Source organism: Cupriavidus sp. 22TCCZM04-2 (genome assembly GCF_057798895.1).
Window position 1 is genome coordinate 139,585 of record NZ_JBYOJS010000010.1, and the last position, 18,129, is coordinate 157,713.

Here is an 18,129-nt window from a genome sequence, read left to right on the forward strand (position 1 = left end):
ACCCAGCACTTCATGACCGGTTCGCCAGACCCACACCACCCCGCCCCCCGCCCCGCCGCACTGCGTGGCGCCGCGCCGTTGCTAGCGCTGCTGGCGCTGGCCGTGCTGGTGGGCCTGGCCGGATGGCTTGCCTACCGCTTCAGTTACGACACCGCCCTGGCCCGGCAGGCCGAGCGCGGCCAGGTGCAACTGCGCCTGTATGCGCAGGCGCTGGAAAGCGAACTGGCGCATTACGACTACGTGCCCGGCCTGCTGACACTGGACGAGCGCATCGGCACGCTGCTGCGCCAGCCCAACGACGTCGCCGCGTCGGCGCGCGCCAGTGACTACCTGTCCGCCCTTAACACGCGCGCCGGCACCCGCGTGGTCTACGTGCTCGACGCGCGCGGCAAGGTGCTGGCGACGAGCAACTGGCAGCGGCCCGACAGCTACCTGGGCGAGGACCTGAGCTTTCGCCCATACTTCCGCGCCGCCATGGAAGGCCAGCTCGGCCGCTTCTACGGCGTCGGCACCACGCGCGGCGAGTCCGGCTATTACCTGTCCGCACCGCTGGGCGAGCGCGACAACCCCGACGGCGTGGCAGTGGTCAAGATCGGCCTGGAGCCGCTGGAAAACCGCTGGCAGGGCGCCGACAGCCAGATGCTGCTGGCGGACGAGAACGGCGTGGTGATCCTGGCGTCCGACCCGTCCTGGAAACTCGCGGCCCTGCGCCCGCTGTCGGCGGACGCACGCGCCCGCTTCGCTAGGAGCCTGCAATACAACCGCGCGCCGCTGCCGCAGCTGCCGCTGTCGGAAGTGCGCGTGCTCGGCAATGGCAGCGACCGCCTGGTGCGGTTGCGCCAGGGCCCACCGATGCTGGCGCAACAGTCCGCGCTGCCGGGCACCGACTGGCAGCTCACGCTGCTGTCCAATACGTCGCAGGCACGGCTGGCGGCGCTGAACAGCGCCGCGCTGGCCGGCGTGCTGACGGCCTTTATCCTGCTGCTGGGCGCGGCGTGGAACGTGCGCCGGCGCATCATCGGCGAGCGGCTGGCCGCGCGCGCCGCGCTCGAAGCCGCCAACAGCGAGCTGGAGCGCAAGGTGGCCGAACGAACCGCCGACCTGTCGTCGGCCAACCAGCGCCTGCAGGCCGAGGTGGCCGAACGCATCCGCACCGAAGCCGTGCTGCGCCAGGCCCAGGACGGCCTGCTGCAGGCCGGCAAGCTGGCCGCGGTCGGACAGATGTCGACCGGCATCGCGCATGAACTCAACCAGCCGCTCGCGGCGCTGCGCACCATTTCCGGCAATACCGGCAAGTTCCTGGAACGCGGCGACTACGACACGGCCCGCGCCAACCTGCGCACGATCATCGGCCTGGTGGAGCGCATGGGCCGCATTACGGGTGCGCTCAAGTCATTCGCGCGCAAATCCAACGGCGCGCGCCAGGCAGAACTGGCCCAGGCCGTGGACAACGCGCTGTTCCTGCTCGACACCCGCATCGCGGCCGTGCATCCGAGACTGCATCGCGAGGTGGAACCCGGGCTGCTGGTCGCGTGCGACCCGAACCGGCTCGAGCAGGTGCTGGTGAACCTGGTCGGCAATGCGCTGGACGCCGTGACGGGGCGCGAGCAACCCATGATCTCCCTGCATGCCCACGTCACCGGCGGCATGGCGCACCTGACCGTGCGCGACAACGGCCCGGGGCTGTCGGAAGAAGCCTTCTCGCGCCTGTTCGAGCCGTTCTTCACGACCAAGCCCGCCGGCGAAGGGCTGGGCCTGGGCCTGACGTTGTCGGCCGGCATCCTCAACGAAAACGGCGGCAGCCTGTCCGCCTCCAATCATCCGGACGGTGGCGCGTGCTTCACGCTGGTCCTGCCGCTGGTCCGCCAGGAAGCGTCCCATGCCGGCTGAACTGACCGTACTGATCGTCGAGGACGATGCCGACGTGCGCCTGGGCTGCGAGCAGGCACTGCGGCTCGAAGGCATCGCCACGCGCGGCGTGGCCAGCGCCGAGGCCGCGCTGCGCGAGACCGCGGCCGGCTGGCCCGGCATCGTGGTCAGCGACATCCGCCTGCCGGGCATCGACGGCATGGCCCTGCTCGCGCAACTGCGCGCGCGCGACGCGTCGCTGCCCGTGATCATGATCACCGGGCATGGCGACGTGGCGCTCGCCGTGCAGGCCATGAAGCAAGGCGCCTATGACTTCCTGGAAAAGCCGTTCTCGCCCGAGGCACTGGTGGAAGCCACGCGCCGCGCGCTGGAACAGCGCCGCCTGACGCTCGAAGTGGCGCAGCTGCGCGAACGCCTGGCCGGCCGCGACAAGCTCGAGGCCACGCTGATCGGCCGCTCGCCCGCCATCGAACGGCTGCGCGGCCTGATCGCCAACCTGGCCGACACCGCCGCCAATGTGCTGATCCACGGCGAGACCGGCACCGGCAAGGAACTGGTGGCGCGCTGCCTGCATGAAGCCAGCCGTCGCCATGCGCGCCACTTTGTCGCCATCAACTGTGGCGGCCTGCCCGAGCAGCTGTTCGAAAGCGAGATCTTCGGCCACGAGGCCGGCTCGTTCACGGGCGCGGCGCGCCGCCGCATCGGCAAGGTGGAGCATGCCGAAGGCGGCACGCTGTTCCTCGACGAGATCGAGAGCATGCCGATGCCGCTGCAGATCAAGCTGCTGCGCGTGCTGCAGGAACGCGTGGTGGAGCGCCTGGGCTCCAACGAGCAGGTGGCCGTGGACACGCGCGTGGTCGCGGCCACCAAGGCCGACCTGCGCGCGCTGGCCGACGCCGGCCAGTTTCGCTCCGACCTGTACTACCGCCTCAACGTGATCACGCTGGAGCTGCCCGCGCTGCGCGAACGGCGCGAAGACGTGCCGCTGCTGTTCGAGCATTTCGTGGCGCAGGCCGCGCTGCGCTTCGGGCGCGACCCCGTGCCGGCCACGCCCGCCGAACTGGCGACGCTGGTGGCGTACCCGTGGCCCGGCAACGTGCGCGAACTGCGCAACCTGGCCGAGCGCCACGTACTCGGGCTCGGCTGCGATCCGGGCCACGGCACTACCGCACCGGAGGCCCTGCCGCTCGCCCAGGCCGTCGAGCAATTCGAACGCGCGCTGATCGCCGATGCCCTGCGCCGGCACGACGGCAACCTCACGCGCACCAGCGAGGCGCTGGGGGTGGCGAAGACTACGTTGTTCGACAAGACCCGCAAATACGGCCTGTAGTCCACCAGCGGCAAGGCGTCGGGAACTGCAGCCCTTTGCAAGGGTCCCTTCTGGCAGGACGCCGCATTGCCGGTGGATTGCGGAATGTGTGGCAAAGAACAAAAATGTCAGTTGATTATTGATTCGAGCCAGTGATGTTCTGCTCTTTCCGGCATATTATTGGGTTCCGGCGCAGCGACGCGTGTGAACCCAAACGCATCGGCGTCGCGAACCGGCAAGCCAAGAACAACCGTCCAAGAACAACCATAGCAGCAAGACAGCTGCATGCCGGCCAGGGAGCGCGCCGGCGAACAGGGTCAGCTAACCAGGATGACGGCAGCAAGCCGTGCGGCGCAGGTGCCTGGCGCAGCGCGGGATCGTCATCGGGATTACTTCGGGTGATGGGATGAAACTGGATCCGGCACTTGCTGAAAAGCCTTACTACAGCACGCGTACAGCGGCGAAACTGCTCAATGTCTCATTGGGCACCGTGCAAAAGATGGTCGAGCGCGGCGAGCTCGGCGCCTGGAAGACCAATGGCGGCCACCGCCGCATCCACAAGGAAACCGTGCACCGCCTGCTTGCGACCCGCGTCGGGCATGACGCGCCGTCCGGCAGCAATGCGCTGGATCTCGTGGTGTTCCATCCCAATCACCAGGAAGCGCAGCGCATCCACGGCCAGCTCGGCAAATGGGGACTACCGCTGCGCACGGCGGTGGTGGACGACCTGCTCGACACCGTCATCGCCTCCGTCAGCGCGCATCCGCGCGTGGTGCTGTACTACGTGGACGAACTGAACGACGCCGAGTCCGCCACCATCGAAAAACTCCAGAATTTCTTCTCCAGCCTGCACGTGATCTTTGCGGTGATCACCAACCGCCAGGCCTACGACGGCGTGGCCGATGCGCTGCAGCACTGGGGCATCATGGTGTTCCTGAAAACGCCCTCGCTCGAAGAGGTCAAGGGCTTCCTGCGCGCGCAATTGATGATGGGCCGCGGGGGCTGAAGCCCCCGCCATGGTTGCCCGCGGCGCAGGCCGATCAGGCCGGAACCGTTTCTCGCGATGCCGCCGGGTGCGGCGCCTGCGCTTCCATCATCCAGCCAAACAGGTTGCGCGGGTCCCGCGGCATGGCCACCAGCTCGATGTGCCGTCCGGCATGGCGCGCACGCGCGGTGGCATACAGCCAGCGCAGGGCCGAATAGTCTTCCAGTGCAAACCCGACCGAATCGAAGATCGTCACTTCGTCCGCGGCATCGGGCCCCACCGCGCGCCCCGGTGCGCGCCCTGACAGCACCTGCCAGAGTTCGGTGACCGGCGCATCGGGCGCGAGTTGCTGGATCTCGCCTTCGAGCCGCGTCTGCGGTTCGTACTCCACCACGATGCGCGCCCGGCGCAGGATGTCCGCGTGCAGTTCCGTCTTGCCCGGGCAGTCGCCGCCGATGGCGTTCAGGTGCATGCCCGGGCGCACCATGTCGGGCGTCAGGATCGTCGCGCGCGTCTTGTCGGCGGTGACGGTGGTGACGATGTCCGCCCCGTCCAGCGCGTCCTGCACGTTATCAACAGGAACGATGGTCAGGCTCGGAACGCCGGCGAGATTGCGTGCCAGCCGCGCGGTGGCGTCGCGGTCGATGTCATAGGCACGGACTTCGCGCACGTTCAGCATGGCGTGGAAGGCCAGCGCCTGGAACTCGGCCTGCGCGCCGTTGCCGATCAGGGCCATCACCGTGCTGTCGGGCCGTGCCATGGCGCGCGCGGCCAGCGCCGCGGTGGCGGCCGTGCGCAGCGCCGTGGCCAGCGTCAGGTCGGCCAGCATCAGCGGGAAGCCGGTCTCGACCTCGGCCAGCATGCCGCAAGCCATCACGGTCGGCATGGCGAAGCGCGCGTTGCGCGGATGGCCGTTCACATACTTGAACGCATACTGCACGCCGTCGCTCACGGGCATCAGCTCGATCACGCCTAGCGGCGAATGGCTTGCCAGCCTTGCCGATTTCTCGAACTCTTCCCAGCGCAGGAAATCCTGGCGCACGTGCTCGGCCAGCTGCGCAAGGGCCGCCGGCACGCCGATGGCGCCAACCATTCTGGCGACGTCCGTGGCGTCCAGGAAGCGGGTCATGGCGGTGTCTTTCATGGTGGACTCCCAGATTCTCCGTAGTGCCCGTTCACGCTGCCGCGCGGGTGGTGCTGACCGCCCCGCTGCTGCGGTCCAGCCGCAAGGTCATGCAATAGGCGCCGCCGCCGGACAGCATGAACGGCGACAGGTCGACTTCGCGCAGGTGGTAGCCGCGCCCGCCAAGTTCGGCGCGCAGGTGCGGCGTGGTGCGGGTCATCACCACCTGGTCGTGCAGGTTGACGGCATTCACGCTGAAGTGGCGCAGGTCATCCTCGGCCGCCTCGATGCGCAGGCTGGCCGGCACGCGCGCGCGCAACTCGCGCAGCGACGCTTCGGTGAAGGCCGGCGGGTAGTACAGCACATCCCCGCCCGACAGCGGGCAGAAGCAGACGTCGAGGTGGTAGCTGTGCTGGGTGGCCAGTTCCAGCGCCACCACTTCGCGGGCGAAGCGGGCCGACATGGCATCGGCCGCCTCGCGCGAGGAACGCGGGCCGAAGCCGGCCCAGAAGTGGCCACGGCTCGCGTCCCAGATGCAGTCGCCCGCGCCCTCCTGGTAGCAGCCGGCCGGCAGTTGCATGACTTCATCGACCAACCCGCGCTGCCGCAGGCTTTCGAAGATGCTGGCGAACGGCGCTTCTTCGCCGCGCCGCTGCGGGTAGCGGAAGCGCGCCAGCACGGCGCGGCCATCGAGCACCACCGCGGCGTTGGCCGGGAAGACCATGTCCGGCACGCCCGGGAAGCCCGGCGCCAGTTCCACCGTGAAGCCGGACAGGCGCAGCGCATCGTGCAACGCGTCAAAGGCGCGGCTGGCGTTGCGGTGCATGCCGCGCGGATCGCGCGCCCAGGCTTGCGGATCCATCCACGGGTTGATGCTGTAGGACACATCGTAGAACGTGGGTTCGACAAGCAGGATGGTAGGGGTGGTGATCACGGCGGCTCCTTGGGGTCGTCGGTGGCGGGCTGCTGGGCAGTGGTTGTTCGATTGCATTCTGGTGCCGGCCGGTGTTAACTAATAGCCAGCAACTTGCGCAAATTGCCGCATCGAATGCGCAAAACGCTAACCCTCACCAGCGAAACGCCAAGCCCCCATGGATGCCATCGATCACCAATTGCTGTCCCTGCTGCGCGACAACGCGCGCATGCCTGTCACGGCGCTCGCGCAGGCGCTGCGCGTGTCGCGCGCGACCGTGCAGAACCGCATCGACAAACTGGAGAAGGAAGGCCTGATCGTCGGCTATACGGTGCGGCTGCGGCCGGACGCCGAGCCGCACCGCATCCGCGCGTGGATGACGGTGGCAGTGGAAGGCAACAAGGCCCGCAGCGTGCTGCAGGCCTTGCGCGGCGAGCCGAATGTGCAGGCGCTGCACACCACCAATGGCCGCTGGGACATCATCGCGGAATTGCGCGCCGATACGCTCGAAGCATTCGACCGCACGCTGGACCGCATCCGGCTGATCGATGGCATCGGCGCCACCGAGACCAGCATCCTGCTGTCGACCTACAAGCTTTAGCGCGTAGCGCTCAGCTTGGCCGTCGCGGCGCCGCGCAGGCGTTCGCGGCTGAATTCCTCATGGAACACCTGGCCGCTTGGCCGCAGCAGGTCGCGCAGCGAGACAATGCCGATCAGACGCATGGTGTCGGTGCTTTCCACCACGGGCAGCCGCGCCACGCTCGACGCGGCCATGCTGCCGGCCGCCGCGCGCGCGGTCTGGGACGGCACCAGCACCTGGGCCTGCGCGACCAGCAGGTCGCGGCAGCGCAGGTCTGACGGCGCCGATCCCGCGGAGGCGCCGCGCACTGTGGCGCGATCCAGCATGCCCAGCACGCGGCCATCCGACACCACCGGATAGGCGCGGTGCGCCGCATGTTCGCCGAAATAGCGCGCTGTCGCGTCGGCCACCGGCAGGTCTGCCTCGATAGCGATGACCTCGCGCGTCATCAGCTCGGCCACATGGGCGCGCTCGAGCGGGTCCACGCCGTACTCGCGATAGATATGCAGGCCGCGCCGCGCAATCTTCTCGGTCATGATCGAGCGCTTCATGGTCAGCACCGAAAAGCCGTACGCGACCGCGGTGGTCAGCAGCAGCGGCAGCAGCGCCTCGGTGTTGTGCGTCAGCCCGAACGCGAACACGATGGCGGTGAGCGGCGCGCCCAGCACGCTGCCCAGCACGCCGGCCATGCAGACCAGCGCCCACATCTGCGGCGAGCCGCCCGGCAGCCACGGCGCCAGCACCGTGCCCAGGCCCGCGCCGAGCATCAGCAACGGGGCAAGCACGCCGCCAGAGGTCCCCGAACCGAGTGCCGCGATCCAGATCAGCGCCTTCACCACCAGCAAACCCACTGCCACACTGAGGGCCAAGTGGTTGTTGAGCAGGTCGCCGATCACGTCGTAGCCGACGCCGAGCGCGCGCGGTTCGAAGTAGCCGCCGATGCCGACCAGCAGGCCGCCGATCGCGGGCCACCACATCCAGTGCACCGGCAGGCGCGAGAACGCGTCTTCAGTCCGGTACAGCGCCAGCGTGAGCGCCGCGCCGACGATCCCGCACAACAGCCCGGCCACCAGGCACGAAGCCAGCGCCACCGCGCCCACCGGCGCGGTCTGCAGCGGGAACAGCGGGCCGGCCTCGAACAAGAACGGCCGCATGAAGCCGGCCACCGCGCAGGCCAGTGCCACCGGCAGCAGGCTGCGCGGGCGCAGTTCGAACAACAGCAGTTCGATCGCCAGCAGCAACGCCGCCACCGGCGTGCCGAAGATCGCGGTCATGCCGGCACAGGCGCCCGCCACCAGCAGCGACTTGCGCTCGCCGGCGGTCAGGTGCAGGTATTGCGCCAGCAGCGACGCCAGCGAGCCGCCCGTCATGATGATCGGCCCTTCCGCGCCGAACGGGCCGCCGCTGCCGATCACGATGCCCGACGACAGCGGCTTGAGCACCGCCACGCGCGGCGACATCTTGCTCTTGCCGAACAGAACGGCCTCGATCGCTTCCGGAATGCCGTGGCCGCGGATCTTGTCGCTGCCGTAGCGCGCCATCAGGCCGACGATCAGCCCGCCTACCGCGGGCACGAGGATGACCCAAGCGCCCAGCGTATGGTGCGCGGGCGAACGTTCGGCCAGCGACAGCGTCTGGTAGAAGAACCGGTTGGTGAAGAAGCGGATCAGCTTCAGCAGGACATCGGCGGCCAGCGTGCTGACCACGCCGATCAGCAACGCGATGCCGCACAGCAGCAACAGGCGCTGGCTGACGGCATAGTCGCTCTTTTCGGTATGCATGGGGGCTCCTTGGATTCTTGTGCGATGCGGCAAGAATCAACGCGGACATCCGCCAGACATGGATCTTGCCAAAGGCCGCCAAATATATCACTCCGTGATATATTACGACGACCATTCCAACGCGCCCCCGTCCCGAATGCCTTCCGCCCCCGCCGTCGCTGCACTGGCACAAAGCGCCCGTGCCTGGCTCCGCACTTTTGTTCCCCTGCCGGTATCGGCCAATCGCATCGAGCGCATCAAGAGTTGCTTCGGTGCCTTGCTGGGCCTGTTCCTGACCGAGTGGATCAGCCACCAGACACTGGGCGGCTTCAACCCCTGGTTTGTCGCGCCGATGGGCGCTTCTGCGGTGCTGCTGTTCGCAGTGCCTTCGAGTCCGCTTGCGCAGCCGTGGTCGATCATCGGCGGCAATCTGTTTGCCGCGCTGGTCGGCGTGGCCTGCGCGCGCTGGATTCCCTACCAGGGCCTGGCTGCGGCCACCGCAGTGGCCGTCGCCATCGCCGTCATGTTCCAGTTCCGCTGCGTGCACCCGCCCAGCGGCGCGGTGGCGATCACCGCCGTCTTTGGCGGCCCCGCGGTCAGTGCGCTGGGCTTCGGCTTCGTGGTCGTGCCGGTGCTGTTCAATTCCATGCTGCTGTTGCTGATGGCGCTGGCCTTCAACAACCTATCGCGGCGGCGCTATCCGCACCGGCCGCCCGAGCCGCCGGTGCAGCACCTGACCAGCGACGTGCCGCCCGGACAGCGCGTGGGCTTTACGCGCGCCGACCTGCACGACGCCCTGCAGGCACGCGGCGAATTCCTCGACATTGAAGAAGACGACCTGGAAGCGATCCTGGTGGCAGCGCAATTGCGCGCCTACCGCCGCCGCTTCGGCAACGTGCTGATCTCGGACATCATGTCGCGCGACGTGGTGACGGTGCGCCCCGAGCAAGCGGCTACCGAGGCATCGCAACTGCTTTCGCGGCACCGCATCAAGGCGCTCCCGGTGGTCGACGATCATCGCAAGCTCCTGGGCATCATTACCCAGAGCGACTTCTTCGCGGCGCAGCGCGACACCGGTGCCCGCCGCCTGGCCGGCACCGTGCGCGACCTGATGACCCGCGCCGTGGTCACCGCGCGCGCGGACCAGCCCATGGTCGAGCTGGCGCAGGCCTTCAGCGACGGCGGCCTGCACCACGCGCCGGTCATCGACGATCACCACCACCTGGTCGGCATGGTGACGCAGTCGGACCTGGTTGCCGCGCTGCTCAAGGACGGCGTGATGAGCGCTACGGCCTGACCTGTCGCGCTTTCCTGAACCGCAAACGGGCGCTAAGGCGCCCGTTTGCGTTAGGAGGCCGTGCTGGCGCATGTCCTACAGCTGTGGCACTGTGGGCTGTACCCCGGCCATCTCCGTGCGAGTGCCTGCCCCCGCACCTGAAATGCCCCGCTCGCCGCCGTCGGGACTGACGTAAGCTATATTTACGCCGTTTCCGTCACTCCGGCGGAGTTGGAGAAGTCATGAATTCCGGCCAACTGATTGAAAAGATCGCCGCCGTGTTCGCGCTGGTCGTGCTGATCGGCGGCTCGTTGCTGGTGCTGGCACCGTTCACCACGGCGCTGCTGTGGGGTGCAATCCTGGCATTCAGCTCGTGGTACCCCTATACCGTGCTGTCGCGCTGGCTGGGCAACCGGCGCAGTCTGGCGGCGCTGATCTGCGTGGTGCTTGCCGCAGTGATCGTGCTTGGCCCGTTTGTCTATGCGGGCGCGAGCTTTTCCGCACATATCGATGAACTGACCGGCCTGGTGGACCGCTACACGGACCAGGGCATCCCGCAGCTTCCCGACTGGCTCAGCAGCCTGCCTTATGTGGGTGGCTACCTGCACACGACCTGGGAGTCGGTGATCCATGCCGACTCTGACATGGTCGCCAACCTGCGCAAGCTGATCGCGCCGGTGGGTCATGTGCTGCTTGGTGCCGGCCTGTCGATCGGCGCAGGGCTGGGCCAGCTGGCGCTGTCGATCATCCTGGCTTTCTTCTTCTACACCGGCGGCGAATACGCAGTCGCCTGGCTGCGCGCCGGCATGCGCCGCATTGCCGGCGAACGTGCCGACCACCTGCTCGAACTGGCCGGCAGCACGGTCAAGGGCGTGGTCTACGGCGTGCTCGGCACGGCGTTCATCCAGGCGGTACTGCAAGGCATCGGCCTGTGGATCGCGGGAGTGCCGGCGGCTGCCATCCTCGGCTTCGTGACGTTCTTCCTGTCGGTGATCCCGGTGGGGCCGCCGCTGATCTGGCTGCCGGCCGCGCTGTGGCTCTACCACGCCGGCGACACGGGCTGGGCCATCTTCCTGGTGGTGTGGGGCGTGGGCGTGGTCAGCATGGCCGACAACGTCGTCAAGCCGCTGCTGATCAGCAAGGGCACGGGCATGCCGCTCGTCTGGATCATGATGGGCGTGCTGGGCGGCGCGCTGGCGTTCGGCTTCCTCGGCGTCTTCATCGGCCCGACCTTGCTCGCCGTGGCCTACGCGCTGCTGCGCGACTGGACCGTCGGTTCGCAGATCGAAGCCGTGCGGCGCGCGGAAGCCGCTGGGGCAGCGCCGGCGGAGAGCCCGCCGCCAGCCCTGGTCGACAACCCCGACGCACCGGCGGTCGCGCCGGGCAAGCGTCCCGGCTGAGTGCGACGCATGGCACACGGCGACACCGGCACCCCGCTGGACGCAAGCACGCTGCACGGACTGGTCGCCTGCGAGTACTGCGACGCGGTGTACCAGCGCGCTCCGCTGGCGCGGGGCGAACGCGCGCTATGCCTGCGCTGCGGCGGCCAGCTGTACCGCGAAAGCGCGCGCACCTACCGGCACCTGCTGCCGCTGGTCATCACCGCGCTGATCCTGTTCCTGATCTCCAACGCTTTTCCGATTGTCGAGATGGACCTGAAAGGCGTGCGCACGCAGACCACGCTGCTGGGCGCCGTGCAGGCGCTCTATGCCGACCATATGTCGCTGGTGGCAGCGCTGGTGTTCGCCACCACCATCCTGTTCCCGCTTTCGGAAATGCTGATGATGGTCTACCTGCTGGTGCCCATGTCGGGCCACCGCATGCCCGCGGGCTTTGACCGCATCGTGCGCGGCATCCGGCAGACCCGGCCGTGGGGCATGATCGAAGTGTTCATGATTGGCGTGCTGGTCACGCTGGTGAAGCTGTCGAGCATGGCGCAGGTGCTGCCCGGCATCGCGCTGTGGTCGTTCGGCGCGCTGGTGGTGGTGCTGGCGGCCATGCTGTCGTTCGATCCGCGCGACCTGTGGCATTACCTGGAATCGCCGCAAGCGGCCGAGGACACGGACGCGGACGGAGCCGTCCGATGAGCGATACTCAGCCACCGCGCCGCAAGCTGCCGCGCCTGACCGGCGCGCGCGAGCATCTCCAACGCTCGCGCCAGTTCGCCAGCAGCGTGGTGCAGGAGATCACCGACGACGACGAGCGCACGCCGCTGCCGCAGGTGCCCACGGCCGCGCGACTGGGCCTGGTGTCGTGCCACGCCTGCGACCTGATCAGCCCGCGCGCGCTCGAAGGCCAGCCCTGCCCGCGCTGCGGCGCCACGCTGCACCACCGCAAGCCCGACAGCCTGGCCCGCACGTGGGCGTTCCTGCTGTCGGCCTACATGCTCTATATTCCCGCCAACCTGCTGCCGGTGATGGTGACCCAGTCCATCCTGGGCACGCAGCAGGACACCATCCTGTCCGGCGTGATCTACCTGTGGCTGTCGGGCTCGCACCTGCTCGCGGGGATCGTGCTGATCGCCAGCATCATCGTGCCGCTGCTGAAGATGGCGATCCTGACGCTGCTGCTGGTGTCCGTGCACATGCGCTCGACCTGGCGCCTGCGGCAGCGGACCAGGCTGTATGGACTGGTCGAAGTCATCGGCCGATGGTCCATGCTGGACATATTCGTGGTGGCGTTGCTGGCCTCGCTGGTGCGGGCCGGGGCGCTGGCCACCATCATCCCCGGCGGCGGCGCGCTGGCCTTTGCCTCGGTCGTGGTGCTCACCATGCTCGCGTCGCTGAGCTTCGACCCCCGCCTGCTGTGGGACTCGCTGGAACAACAAGATGCCTGACACTGACAACCTTCCGCCCGCGCCGCCGGGGCTGCCGCAACCCGAACGCCGCCGCCGGGCGCGCTGGCTGCCTTCGCTGGTCTGGCTGATCCCGATCATCGCCGCCGTGGTCGGCATTTCGCTGCTGGTCCACACGCTTTCCTCGCGCGGGCCCGAGATCACCGTGAGCTTCCGCTCGGCCGAAGGCCTGACGCCGGGCAAGACGGCCGTGCGCTACAAGGACGTGGATATCGGCCTGGTCAAGTCGGTGCGGCTCGCGCACGACCGCTCGCACGTGCTGGCCGTGATCGACCTGACCAAGGATGCGGAAAACTTCGCCGTGGCCGACACGCGCTTCTGGGTGGTGCGGCCACGCTTTGCCGCGAGCGGCGTATCGGGCCTGGAAACGCTGCTGTCCGGTGCATACATCGGCGTGGACGCGGGCAAGTCCACCGAGACCACGCGCGATTTCAAGGGACTCGAAGCGCCGCCCGTGGTGACATCGGACTCGTCGGGCAAGCAGTTCGTGCTGCGCGCCTCGGACCTGGGCTCGCTCGATATCGGCTCGCCGGTCTATTACCGGCGCGTGCAGGTGGGCCAGGTGGTGGCTTTCCAGCTCGATCCGAACGGGCGCGACATCACCCTGCGCGTATTCGTCAACAAGCCCTATGACAAGCTGGTGAACGCCGATACGCGCTTCTGGCACGCCAGCGGGGTCGACCTCAAGCTGGATGCGTCGGGCCTGAAGCTGTCCACGCAATCTCTGGTGACCGTGCTGCTCGGCGGCGTCGCCTTCCAGGCGCCCGAAGGCACCAGCGCGACGGACGGGGCTGCGGAGAACACGCAGTTCCTGCTGGCAAGCGACCAGACCGAAGCCATGAAGGAGCCCGAGGAGCTGGCGCCTACGCTGGCGGTGCTCAACTTTGACCAGTCTGTGCGCGGCCTCTCGCCGGGTGCACCGGTGGACTTCCGCGGTGTCATCGTGGGCCAGGTGCGTTCCATCGGCATCGAGTTCCAGCGCGACAAGAAAGCGTTCCGCATGCCGGTGGTGGTGGAACTGTATCCGTCGCGCATGGGCTTCCGCGAACGCGACGTGCAGGACCCGACCCGCCGCCACGAGATCATCGCGGGCCTGCTCAAGCGCGGCATGCGCGCGCAGTTGCGCACCGGCAACCTGCTGACCGGGCAGCTCTACGTGGCGCTGGATTTCTTCCCGAAGGCACCGCCGGCCAACGTCGACCTGAACGCGCCGATTCCTGAATTCGCCACCACGCCGGGTACGTTCGACCAGTTGCAGGCGCAGGTCGGCGATATCGTCAACCGGATCGACAAGGTGCCGTTCGACCAGATCGGACAGGACCTGCGCCAATCGGTGGTGGCGCTAAATGCCACGCTTGCGAGCGCCGACGCGCTGGTGAAGCAACTCAACGGCGATGTCGCGCCGCAGGTGCTGGCCGCGTTGCAGGACGCGCGCAAGACGCTGTCGACCGCCAACGGCACGCTGTCCTCCGACGCGCCGCTGCAGCAGGATGCGCGCCGCATGGTGCAGGAACTGACCCGCACCGCGACGTCGCTGCGCATACTGACCGACTATCTCGAACGGCATCCTGAAGCGCTGCTGCGCGGCAAGACGGAGAAAGAATGATCAATCGTACCGATGCCACGCGCGCATGTGCCCTGGCCGCCCTGCTCGTCGCCACGCTGGTGGCGGGCTGCGCCTCGCCGGAACCGCGCTATTACACGCTTGCGCAAGGGCCCGCCGCCGCTGCAAGCGCTGCAATGCCGGCTGTGACCAACATCGAACCGCTCTGGATCGAAGTCGCCCCGGTGCGCGTGCCCGAACGCCTGAACCGGCCGCAGCTCGTGGTGCGCGACACCCGCAATGGCAATGAGGCCGGGCTCAAGCTGCTGGACCTGTCGCGATGGTCATCGCCGCTGCCCGACGAGATGCGCGACGCGCTGTCGCAACGGCTGCAGGCGAGTTTGGGGGCGGTGGATACCTACCAGCAAGGGCTGTCTGATGTGACGCCGGTCTACCGGATCACCACCGATGTGGTGCGGCTCGATGCCGATATCGGCCAGCGCGCCGGGGCGACGATCAACTGGACCGTGCGGCGGTTGCCGGATGGGAAGGTGGTGAGCGGGCGGACGGAATCGGACCTGGCTGCGCCCGGAGAGGTCGAAGGCGTGGTGGCGGCTTATCGGGAGATCCTGGGGGCGGCGGCGGGGGATATTGCGCGCGGGGTGATGGGGTTGAGGCGGTGAGAGGCAAACAAAAGGGGCCGGTCCGGATACCACTGGCACCGGATCTATGGTTCCCACGTCCACGGGTTAAGCAGATCGACGCCTGACGCGACGAAATCAGAAACATTGCGTGTTGCGACGGTCATTCCGTGCACAAGGGCCGTCGCGGCAATAAGGCAATCTCTGAGCGGCTTCGGGTCAGGAACATGCGGTCTAGCGCCTCGATGCGCCACGGCGGTATCGACCGGCAAAATGCGCCCCGCAAAGGCGGGCAGGACGTGGTTAGGACTGGCTGCTCATTGGCTCCGGGAAAGTTGCTCCCCTGGCCACGCAAGAAGCCTGCCTGCCGGATTCAGTCTTCCGCGTCCCACTGGGTTGCGCTAATCTCCCGCCGCTGCGCCCGTCGACGCTCAGCCTCCGCCATCGCCTGCAGGCATTGCGCCGGACCGCCGCGCACAAGCCTGGCCGGGCAGGCCAGCATCAGATTCTTCGGCAATCCGAAGTCCTCGACCAGATACCCCCGCTCATCCCGCGCACGTCCGAGTTCATCGACCGAGGAAGTCACGCGTTCGCGCAGCGATCCATCCTCCCCGTAGTAGCCCCACACCGGCTTGTTCAGCGCCACGGCGAAACCGACCTCGAAGGCCGTGCCGGAGTCCGGTTCCCCGGGGCCACGAAAATCCCCCAGGTTGGCCATCACCATATCGGCGTGCCGGATCAGCGCGATATTGGCGTCATAGATCCAGCGCGCCGTGTCCGGCCCGGACATCCCCACAGGCGCCGCCTTGTCGAGCGGATACAGACCTTCAAACCCGTACTCCGCGCAGAGCGCCTTGAGCTGTTGGCCCCACTCGACAGCATCCACACGGAACACATCGAAACCGGCCAGATAGAGGGTCTTCATCGCATGGGCGCGTATGCGCAACGTTGATGGCAAGGTTGCCAGCATAGCTCAGCAGGTTCCCCCGCGGACGGCAAGGCTGGCAGCCCTGCGCTACCATTGCCAGTTCCGTTTTCCCGCGATTACCCTCCCCTCCCATGTCCGCATTCCACATCCTCCAGGTCGGCCCGCTCGCGCCGCGAACCAACCTCACCCTGCAGGAGCGCTTCAGCGCCGCTGCGCTGTGGCAGCAGGCCGATCCGCTTGACTGGGCGCGCGAGCATGGCGGTGCGGTACGTGTCGTGGTGACCTCGGCCCGGCACGGTTGCACTGCCGCGCTGATCGACGCGCTGCCCCGCCTTGAGGCCATCGTCAGCTTCGGCGTTGGCTACGACTCGATCGCGCTCGACGCCGCCCGCGCCCGTGGCATCCAGGTCAGCAACACGCCTGACGTGCTCAACGACTGCGTGGCCGACCTGGCTTTCGGCCTGCTCATCGATGCGGCGCGCGGCATTGCCCATGGCGACCGCTTCGTGCGCGCGCAGCGCTGGCCGCAGGGCGGCTTTCCGCTGACCACGCGGGTATCCGGCAAGAAGCTCGGCATCCTGGGCCTGGGCCGCATCGGCGAGATCGTCGCGCGCCGCGCGGGCGGCTTCGACATGGAGATCGCCTATCACAACCGCCGCCAGCGCGAAGGCGCACCGTGGCGCTTCGAACCGGACCTGAAAGCGCTCGCCGCATGGTCCGATTTCCTTGTGGTCGCCTGCGTGGGCGGCCCGGAAACCGAGGGCCTGGTCTCGCGCGAGATCATCGAGGCGCTGGGGCCCAAGGGAATCCTCGTCAATGTCTCGCGCGGCAGCGTGATCGACGAAGACGCCATGGTGGCGGCGTTGGCCGACGGCAGGCTCGGCGGCGCGGGCCTCGATGTGTTCCGCGACGAACCCAATGTCCCGCAGGCGCTGCTGGCACTGGACAACGTCGTGCTCGCCCCGCACATGGCCAGCGGCACGCATGAAACCCGCGCCGCCATGACCGCGCTGACGCTGGAAAACCTGGAAGCGTTCCTGGCCACCGGCAAGGTGCTCAATCCCATCCTGTAAAACCTGCCAACCCGCGCCCTATACTGGAAAACGCCGGCCACCAGGCCGGCGTCAGGAGGCAATATGGGACGAAAGTATGTCGATTGCCGCGAGTACCCGAGCGACATCGGCTGCACGGTTGCACTCAGCGCCGACAGCGAAGATGAACTGCTCGAAGCCGCGGTCCAGCATGCCGTGGCGGTGCACCAGCATCAGGACACTCCTGAGCTGCGCACGCAGCTGAAATCCATGTTCAAGGACGGCTCACCACCGGCCTGAACCCTGTTGGCGCGCCGGGCCCGGCGCGCCGTCTCCCGTCCGGCCGGTGCGGCCATCGCCGCGCCTGCTGTTGCCCTTGTGCCGCAAACAATACCCATGCGCGTAACCCTGCGGCAAGATTGACGTCTCGCTATATACAGACGTATATTGCGCCTGACAGTACACAGAAGCCATCCGCGCGTCCCAGCGCTTCCAGGAACCTTCCGATGCACACTTCCCGCTCCGTCCGCACGCCGGGCACGGCGTGGCGCCGCCGTGCCGTTCATTTCGCCAGCGCCACGCTGGCCGCCCTGGCGCTGGCCGCGCCGCCGGCATTCGGCGCCGATCTGGTGGTATCGGCGGCGGCGAGCCTGACCAATGCCTTCAAGACCCTGGCCGAATCTTTCGAGAAGGCTCACCCTGACACCAAGGTCGTGCTCAACTTTGGCGCGTCCGACGTGCTGATGCAGCAGATCATCAAGGGCGCGCCGGCCGACGTGTTCGCCTCCGCCGACCAGCAAGCGATGAACAAGGCCGAGGCCGAGAAAGTCGTGGCCCACGCCACGCGCCGCGACTTCGCCGCCAACCAGGTCGTGCTGATCGTGCCGAACGACAGCAAGCTTCAGATCCACGCGCTGCAGGACCTGAACAAACCGGAAGTGAAGCGCATCGCCTTCGGCAACCCGGCCTCGGTGCCGGTCGGCCGCTACACCAAGGGCGCGCTGGAAGCCGCGGGCCTGTGGGACGCCGTCTCTGCCAAGGGCGTGCTCGCGCAGAACGTGCGCCAGAGCCTGGACTATGTCGCGCGTGGCGAGGTCGAAGCGGGCTTTGTCTTCGCCACCGACGCGGCGCTCATGCCCGACAAGGTCAAGGTAGCCGTGCGCGTGCCCAGCCGCACGCCGGTGACCTACCCCATCGCCGTGACCAGCCTGACGAAGCAGAACACGCAGGCCACCGCCTTCGTGAACTACGTGCTGTCGGCCGAAGGCCAGGCGATCCTGGCGCGCTATGGCTTCCAGAAACCCTGATCGGGATCGA

General features: G+C 67.9%; 17 protein-coding genes and 1 pseudogene. 13 read left to right on the forward strand and 5 right to left on the reverse strand.

Annotation, left to right across the window (positions count from 1 at the left end):
- The first annotated feature begins 12 nt into the window (after window positions 1–12).
- The 3 genes from AC3FKG_RS16615 (at window position 13) to AC3FKG_RS16625 (ending at window position 4,184) form a co-directional block, all read left to right on the forward strand.
- On the forward strand, window positions 13–1,890 hold the full coding sequence (locus tag AC3FKG_RS16615) for a sensor histidine kinase (RefSeq protein ID WP_488743583.1): 1,878 nt from the start codon (window positions 13–15) through the stop codon (window positions 1,888–1,890).
- Complete coding sequence (locus AC3FKG_RS16620) at window positions 1,880–3,199, forward strand: sigma-54-dependent transcriptional regulator (protein WP_483710617.1); 1,320 nt, start codon at window positions 1,880–1,882, stop codon at window positions 3,197–3,199. Before AC3FKG_RS16615 ends, AC3FKG_RS16620 begins: the two co-directional genes overlap by 11 nt.
- Window positions 3,200–3,584: 385 nt before the next feature.
- Window positions 3,585–4,184 (forward strand): helix-turn-helix domain-containing protein, encoded by a 600-nt coding sequence (locus AC3FKG_RS16625; RefSeq protein ID WP_483710616.1) that lies wholly within the window; start codon window positions 3,585–3,587, stop codon window positions 4,182–4,184.
- 34 nt (window positions 4,185–4,218) lie between these two features.
- Here the strand turns inward: AC3FKG_RS16625 and ocd are convergent, their stop codons facing one another.
- Window positions 4,219–5,307: an ornithine cyclodeaminase gene (ocd, locus tag AC3FKG_RS16630; RefSeq protein WP_488743584.1), complete on the reverse strand. Its 1,089-nt coding sequence runs from the start codon at window positions 5,305–5,307 to the stop codon at window positions 4,219–4,221.
- A 31-nt stretch (window positions 5,308–5,338) separates the two neighbouring features.
- On the reverse strand, window positions 5,339–6,220 hold the full coding sequence (locus tag AC3FKG_RS16635; protein WP_488743585.1) for a dimethylarginine dimethylaminohydrolase family protein: 882 nt from the start codon (window positions 6,218–6,220) through the stop codon (window positions 5,339–5,341).
- 157 nt (window positions 6,221–6,377) lie between these two features.
- On the opposite strand from AC3FKG_RS16635, the gene AC3FKG_RS16640 reads away from it, so the two are divergent.
- Window positions 6,378–6,800, forward strand: a complete 423-nt coding sequence (locus tag AC3FKG_RS16640) for an Lrp/AsnC family transcriptional regulator (RefSeq protein WP_483710613.1) — start codon at window positions 6,378–6,380, stop codon at window positions 6,798–6,800.
- On the opposite strand, the gene AC3FKG_RS16645 is transcribed toward AC3FKG_RS16640, so the two are convergent.
- Window positions 6,797–8,560 (reverse strand): chloride channel protein, encoded by a 1,764-nt coding sequence (locus AC3FKG_RS16645; protein WP_488743586.1) that lies wholly within the window; start codon window positions 8,558–8,560, stop codon window positions 6,797–6,799. The genes AC3FKG_RS16640 and AC3FKG_RS16645 overlap by 4 nt on opposite strands.
- Window positions 8,561–8,696: 136 nt before the next feature.
- Between AC3FKG_RS16645 and AC3FKG_RS16650 the strand changes: the two genes are divergently transcribed.
- The 6 genes from AC3FKG_RS16650 (at window position 8,697) to AC3FKG_RS16675 (ending at window position 14,895) form a co-directional block, all read left to right on the forward strand.
- Window positions 8,697–9,836 (forward strand): HPP family protein, encoded by a 1,140-nt coding sequence (locus tag AC3FKG_RS16650; protein ID WP_488743587.1) that lies wholly within the window; start codon window positions 8,697–8,699, stop codon window positions 9,834–9,836.
- Between the two features lie 221 nt (window positions 9,837–10,057).
- On the forward strand, window positions 10,058–11,215 hold the full coding sequence (locus AC3FKG_RS16655; RefSeq protein ID WP_488743588.1) for an AI-2E family transporter: 1,158 nt from the start codon (window positions 10,058–10,060) through the stop codon (window positions 11,213–11,215).
- 9 nt (window positions 11,216–11,224) lie between these two features.
- On the forward strand, window positions 11,225–11,902 hold the full coding sequence (locus AC3FKG_RS16660) for a paraquat-inducible protein A (RefSeq protein WP_488743589.1): 678 nt from the start codon (window positions 11,225–11,227) through the stop codon (window positions 11,900–11,902).
- Window positions 11,899–12,651 (forward strand): paraquat-inducible protein A, encoded by a 753-nt coding sequence (locus AC3FKG_RS16665; RefSeq protein ID WP_488743590.1) that lies wholly within the window; start codon window positions 11,899–11,901, stop codon window positions 12,649–12,651. The genes AC3FKG_RS16660 and AC3FKG_RS16665 overlap by 4 nt, the downstream gene beginning before the upstream one ends.
- A complete protein-coding gene (locus AC3FKG_RS16670; protein WP_483710607.1) occupies window positions 12,644–14,275 on the forward strand; it encodes a PqiB family protein in 1,632 nt (543 codons plus the stop codon). Before AC3FKG_RS16665 ends, AC3FKG_RS16670 begins: the two co-directional genes overlap by 8 nt.
- Window positions 14,272–14,895: a PqiC family protein gene (locus AC3FKG_RS16675; RefSeq protein WP_488743591.1), complete on the forward strand. Its 624-nt coding sequence runs from the start codon at window positions 14,272–14,274 to the stop codon at window positions 14,893–14,895. The genes AC3FKG_RS16670 and AC3FKG_RS16675 overlap by 4 nt, the downstream gene beginning before the upstream one ends.
- Window positions 14,896–14,939: 44 nt before the next feature.
- Here the strand turns inward: AC3FKG_RS16675 and AC3FKG_RS16680 are convergent.
- Both AC3FKG_RS16680 and AC3FKG_RS16685 read right to left on the reverse strand, forming a co-directional pair.
- Window positions 14,940–15,152 (reverse strand): annotated as a pseudogene (locus tag AC3FKG_RS16680) (PIN domain-containing protein); the annotation flags it as partial.
- 74 nt (window positions 15,153–15,226) lie between these two features.
- On the reverse strand, window positions 15,227–15,778 hold the full coding sequence (locus AC3FKG_RS16685) for a nucleoside 2-deoxyribosyltransferase (RefSeq protein WP_488743592.1): 552 nt from the start codon (window positions 15,776–15,778) through the stop codon (window positions 15,227–15,229).
- Between the two features lie 134 nt (window positions 15,779–15,912).
- Here AC3FKG_RS16685 and AC3FKG_RS16690 point away from each other — a divergent pair, with 134 nt between their 5' ends.
- The 3 genes from AC3FKG_RS16690 (at window position 15,913) to modA (ending at window position 18,119) form a co-directional block, all read left to right on the forward strand.
- Window positions 15,913–16,854 carry a 2-hydroxyacid dehydrogenase gene (locus tag AC3FKG_RS16690; RefSeq protein WP_488743593.1) on the forward strand — a complete coding sequence of 314 codons (942 nt, stop codon included), beginning with the start codon at window positions 15,913–15,915 and terminating at the stop codon, window positions 16,852–16,854.
- Window positions 16,855–16,917: 63 nt separating this feature from the next.
- A complete protein-coding gene (locus tag AC3FKG_RS16695; protein ID WP_483710603.1) occupies window positions 16,918–17,112 on the forward strand; it encodes a DUF1059 domain-containing protein in 195 nt (64 codons plus the stop codon).
- 206 nt (window positions 17,113–17,318) lie between these two features.
- A complete protein-coding gene (gene modA / locus AC3FKG_RS16700) occupies window positions 17,319–18,119 on the forward strand; it encodes a molybdate ABC transporter substrate-binding protein (protein WP_488743594.1) in 801 nt (266 codons plus the stop codon).
- The last annotated feature ends 10 nt before the right edge of the window (window positions 18,120–18,129 follow it).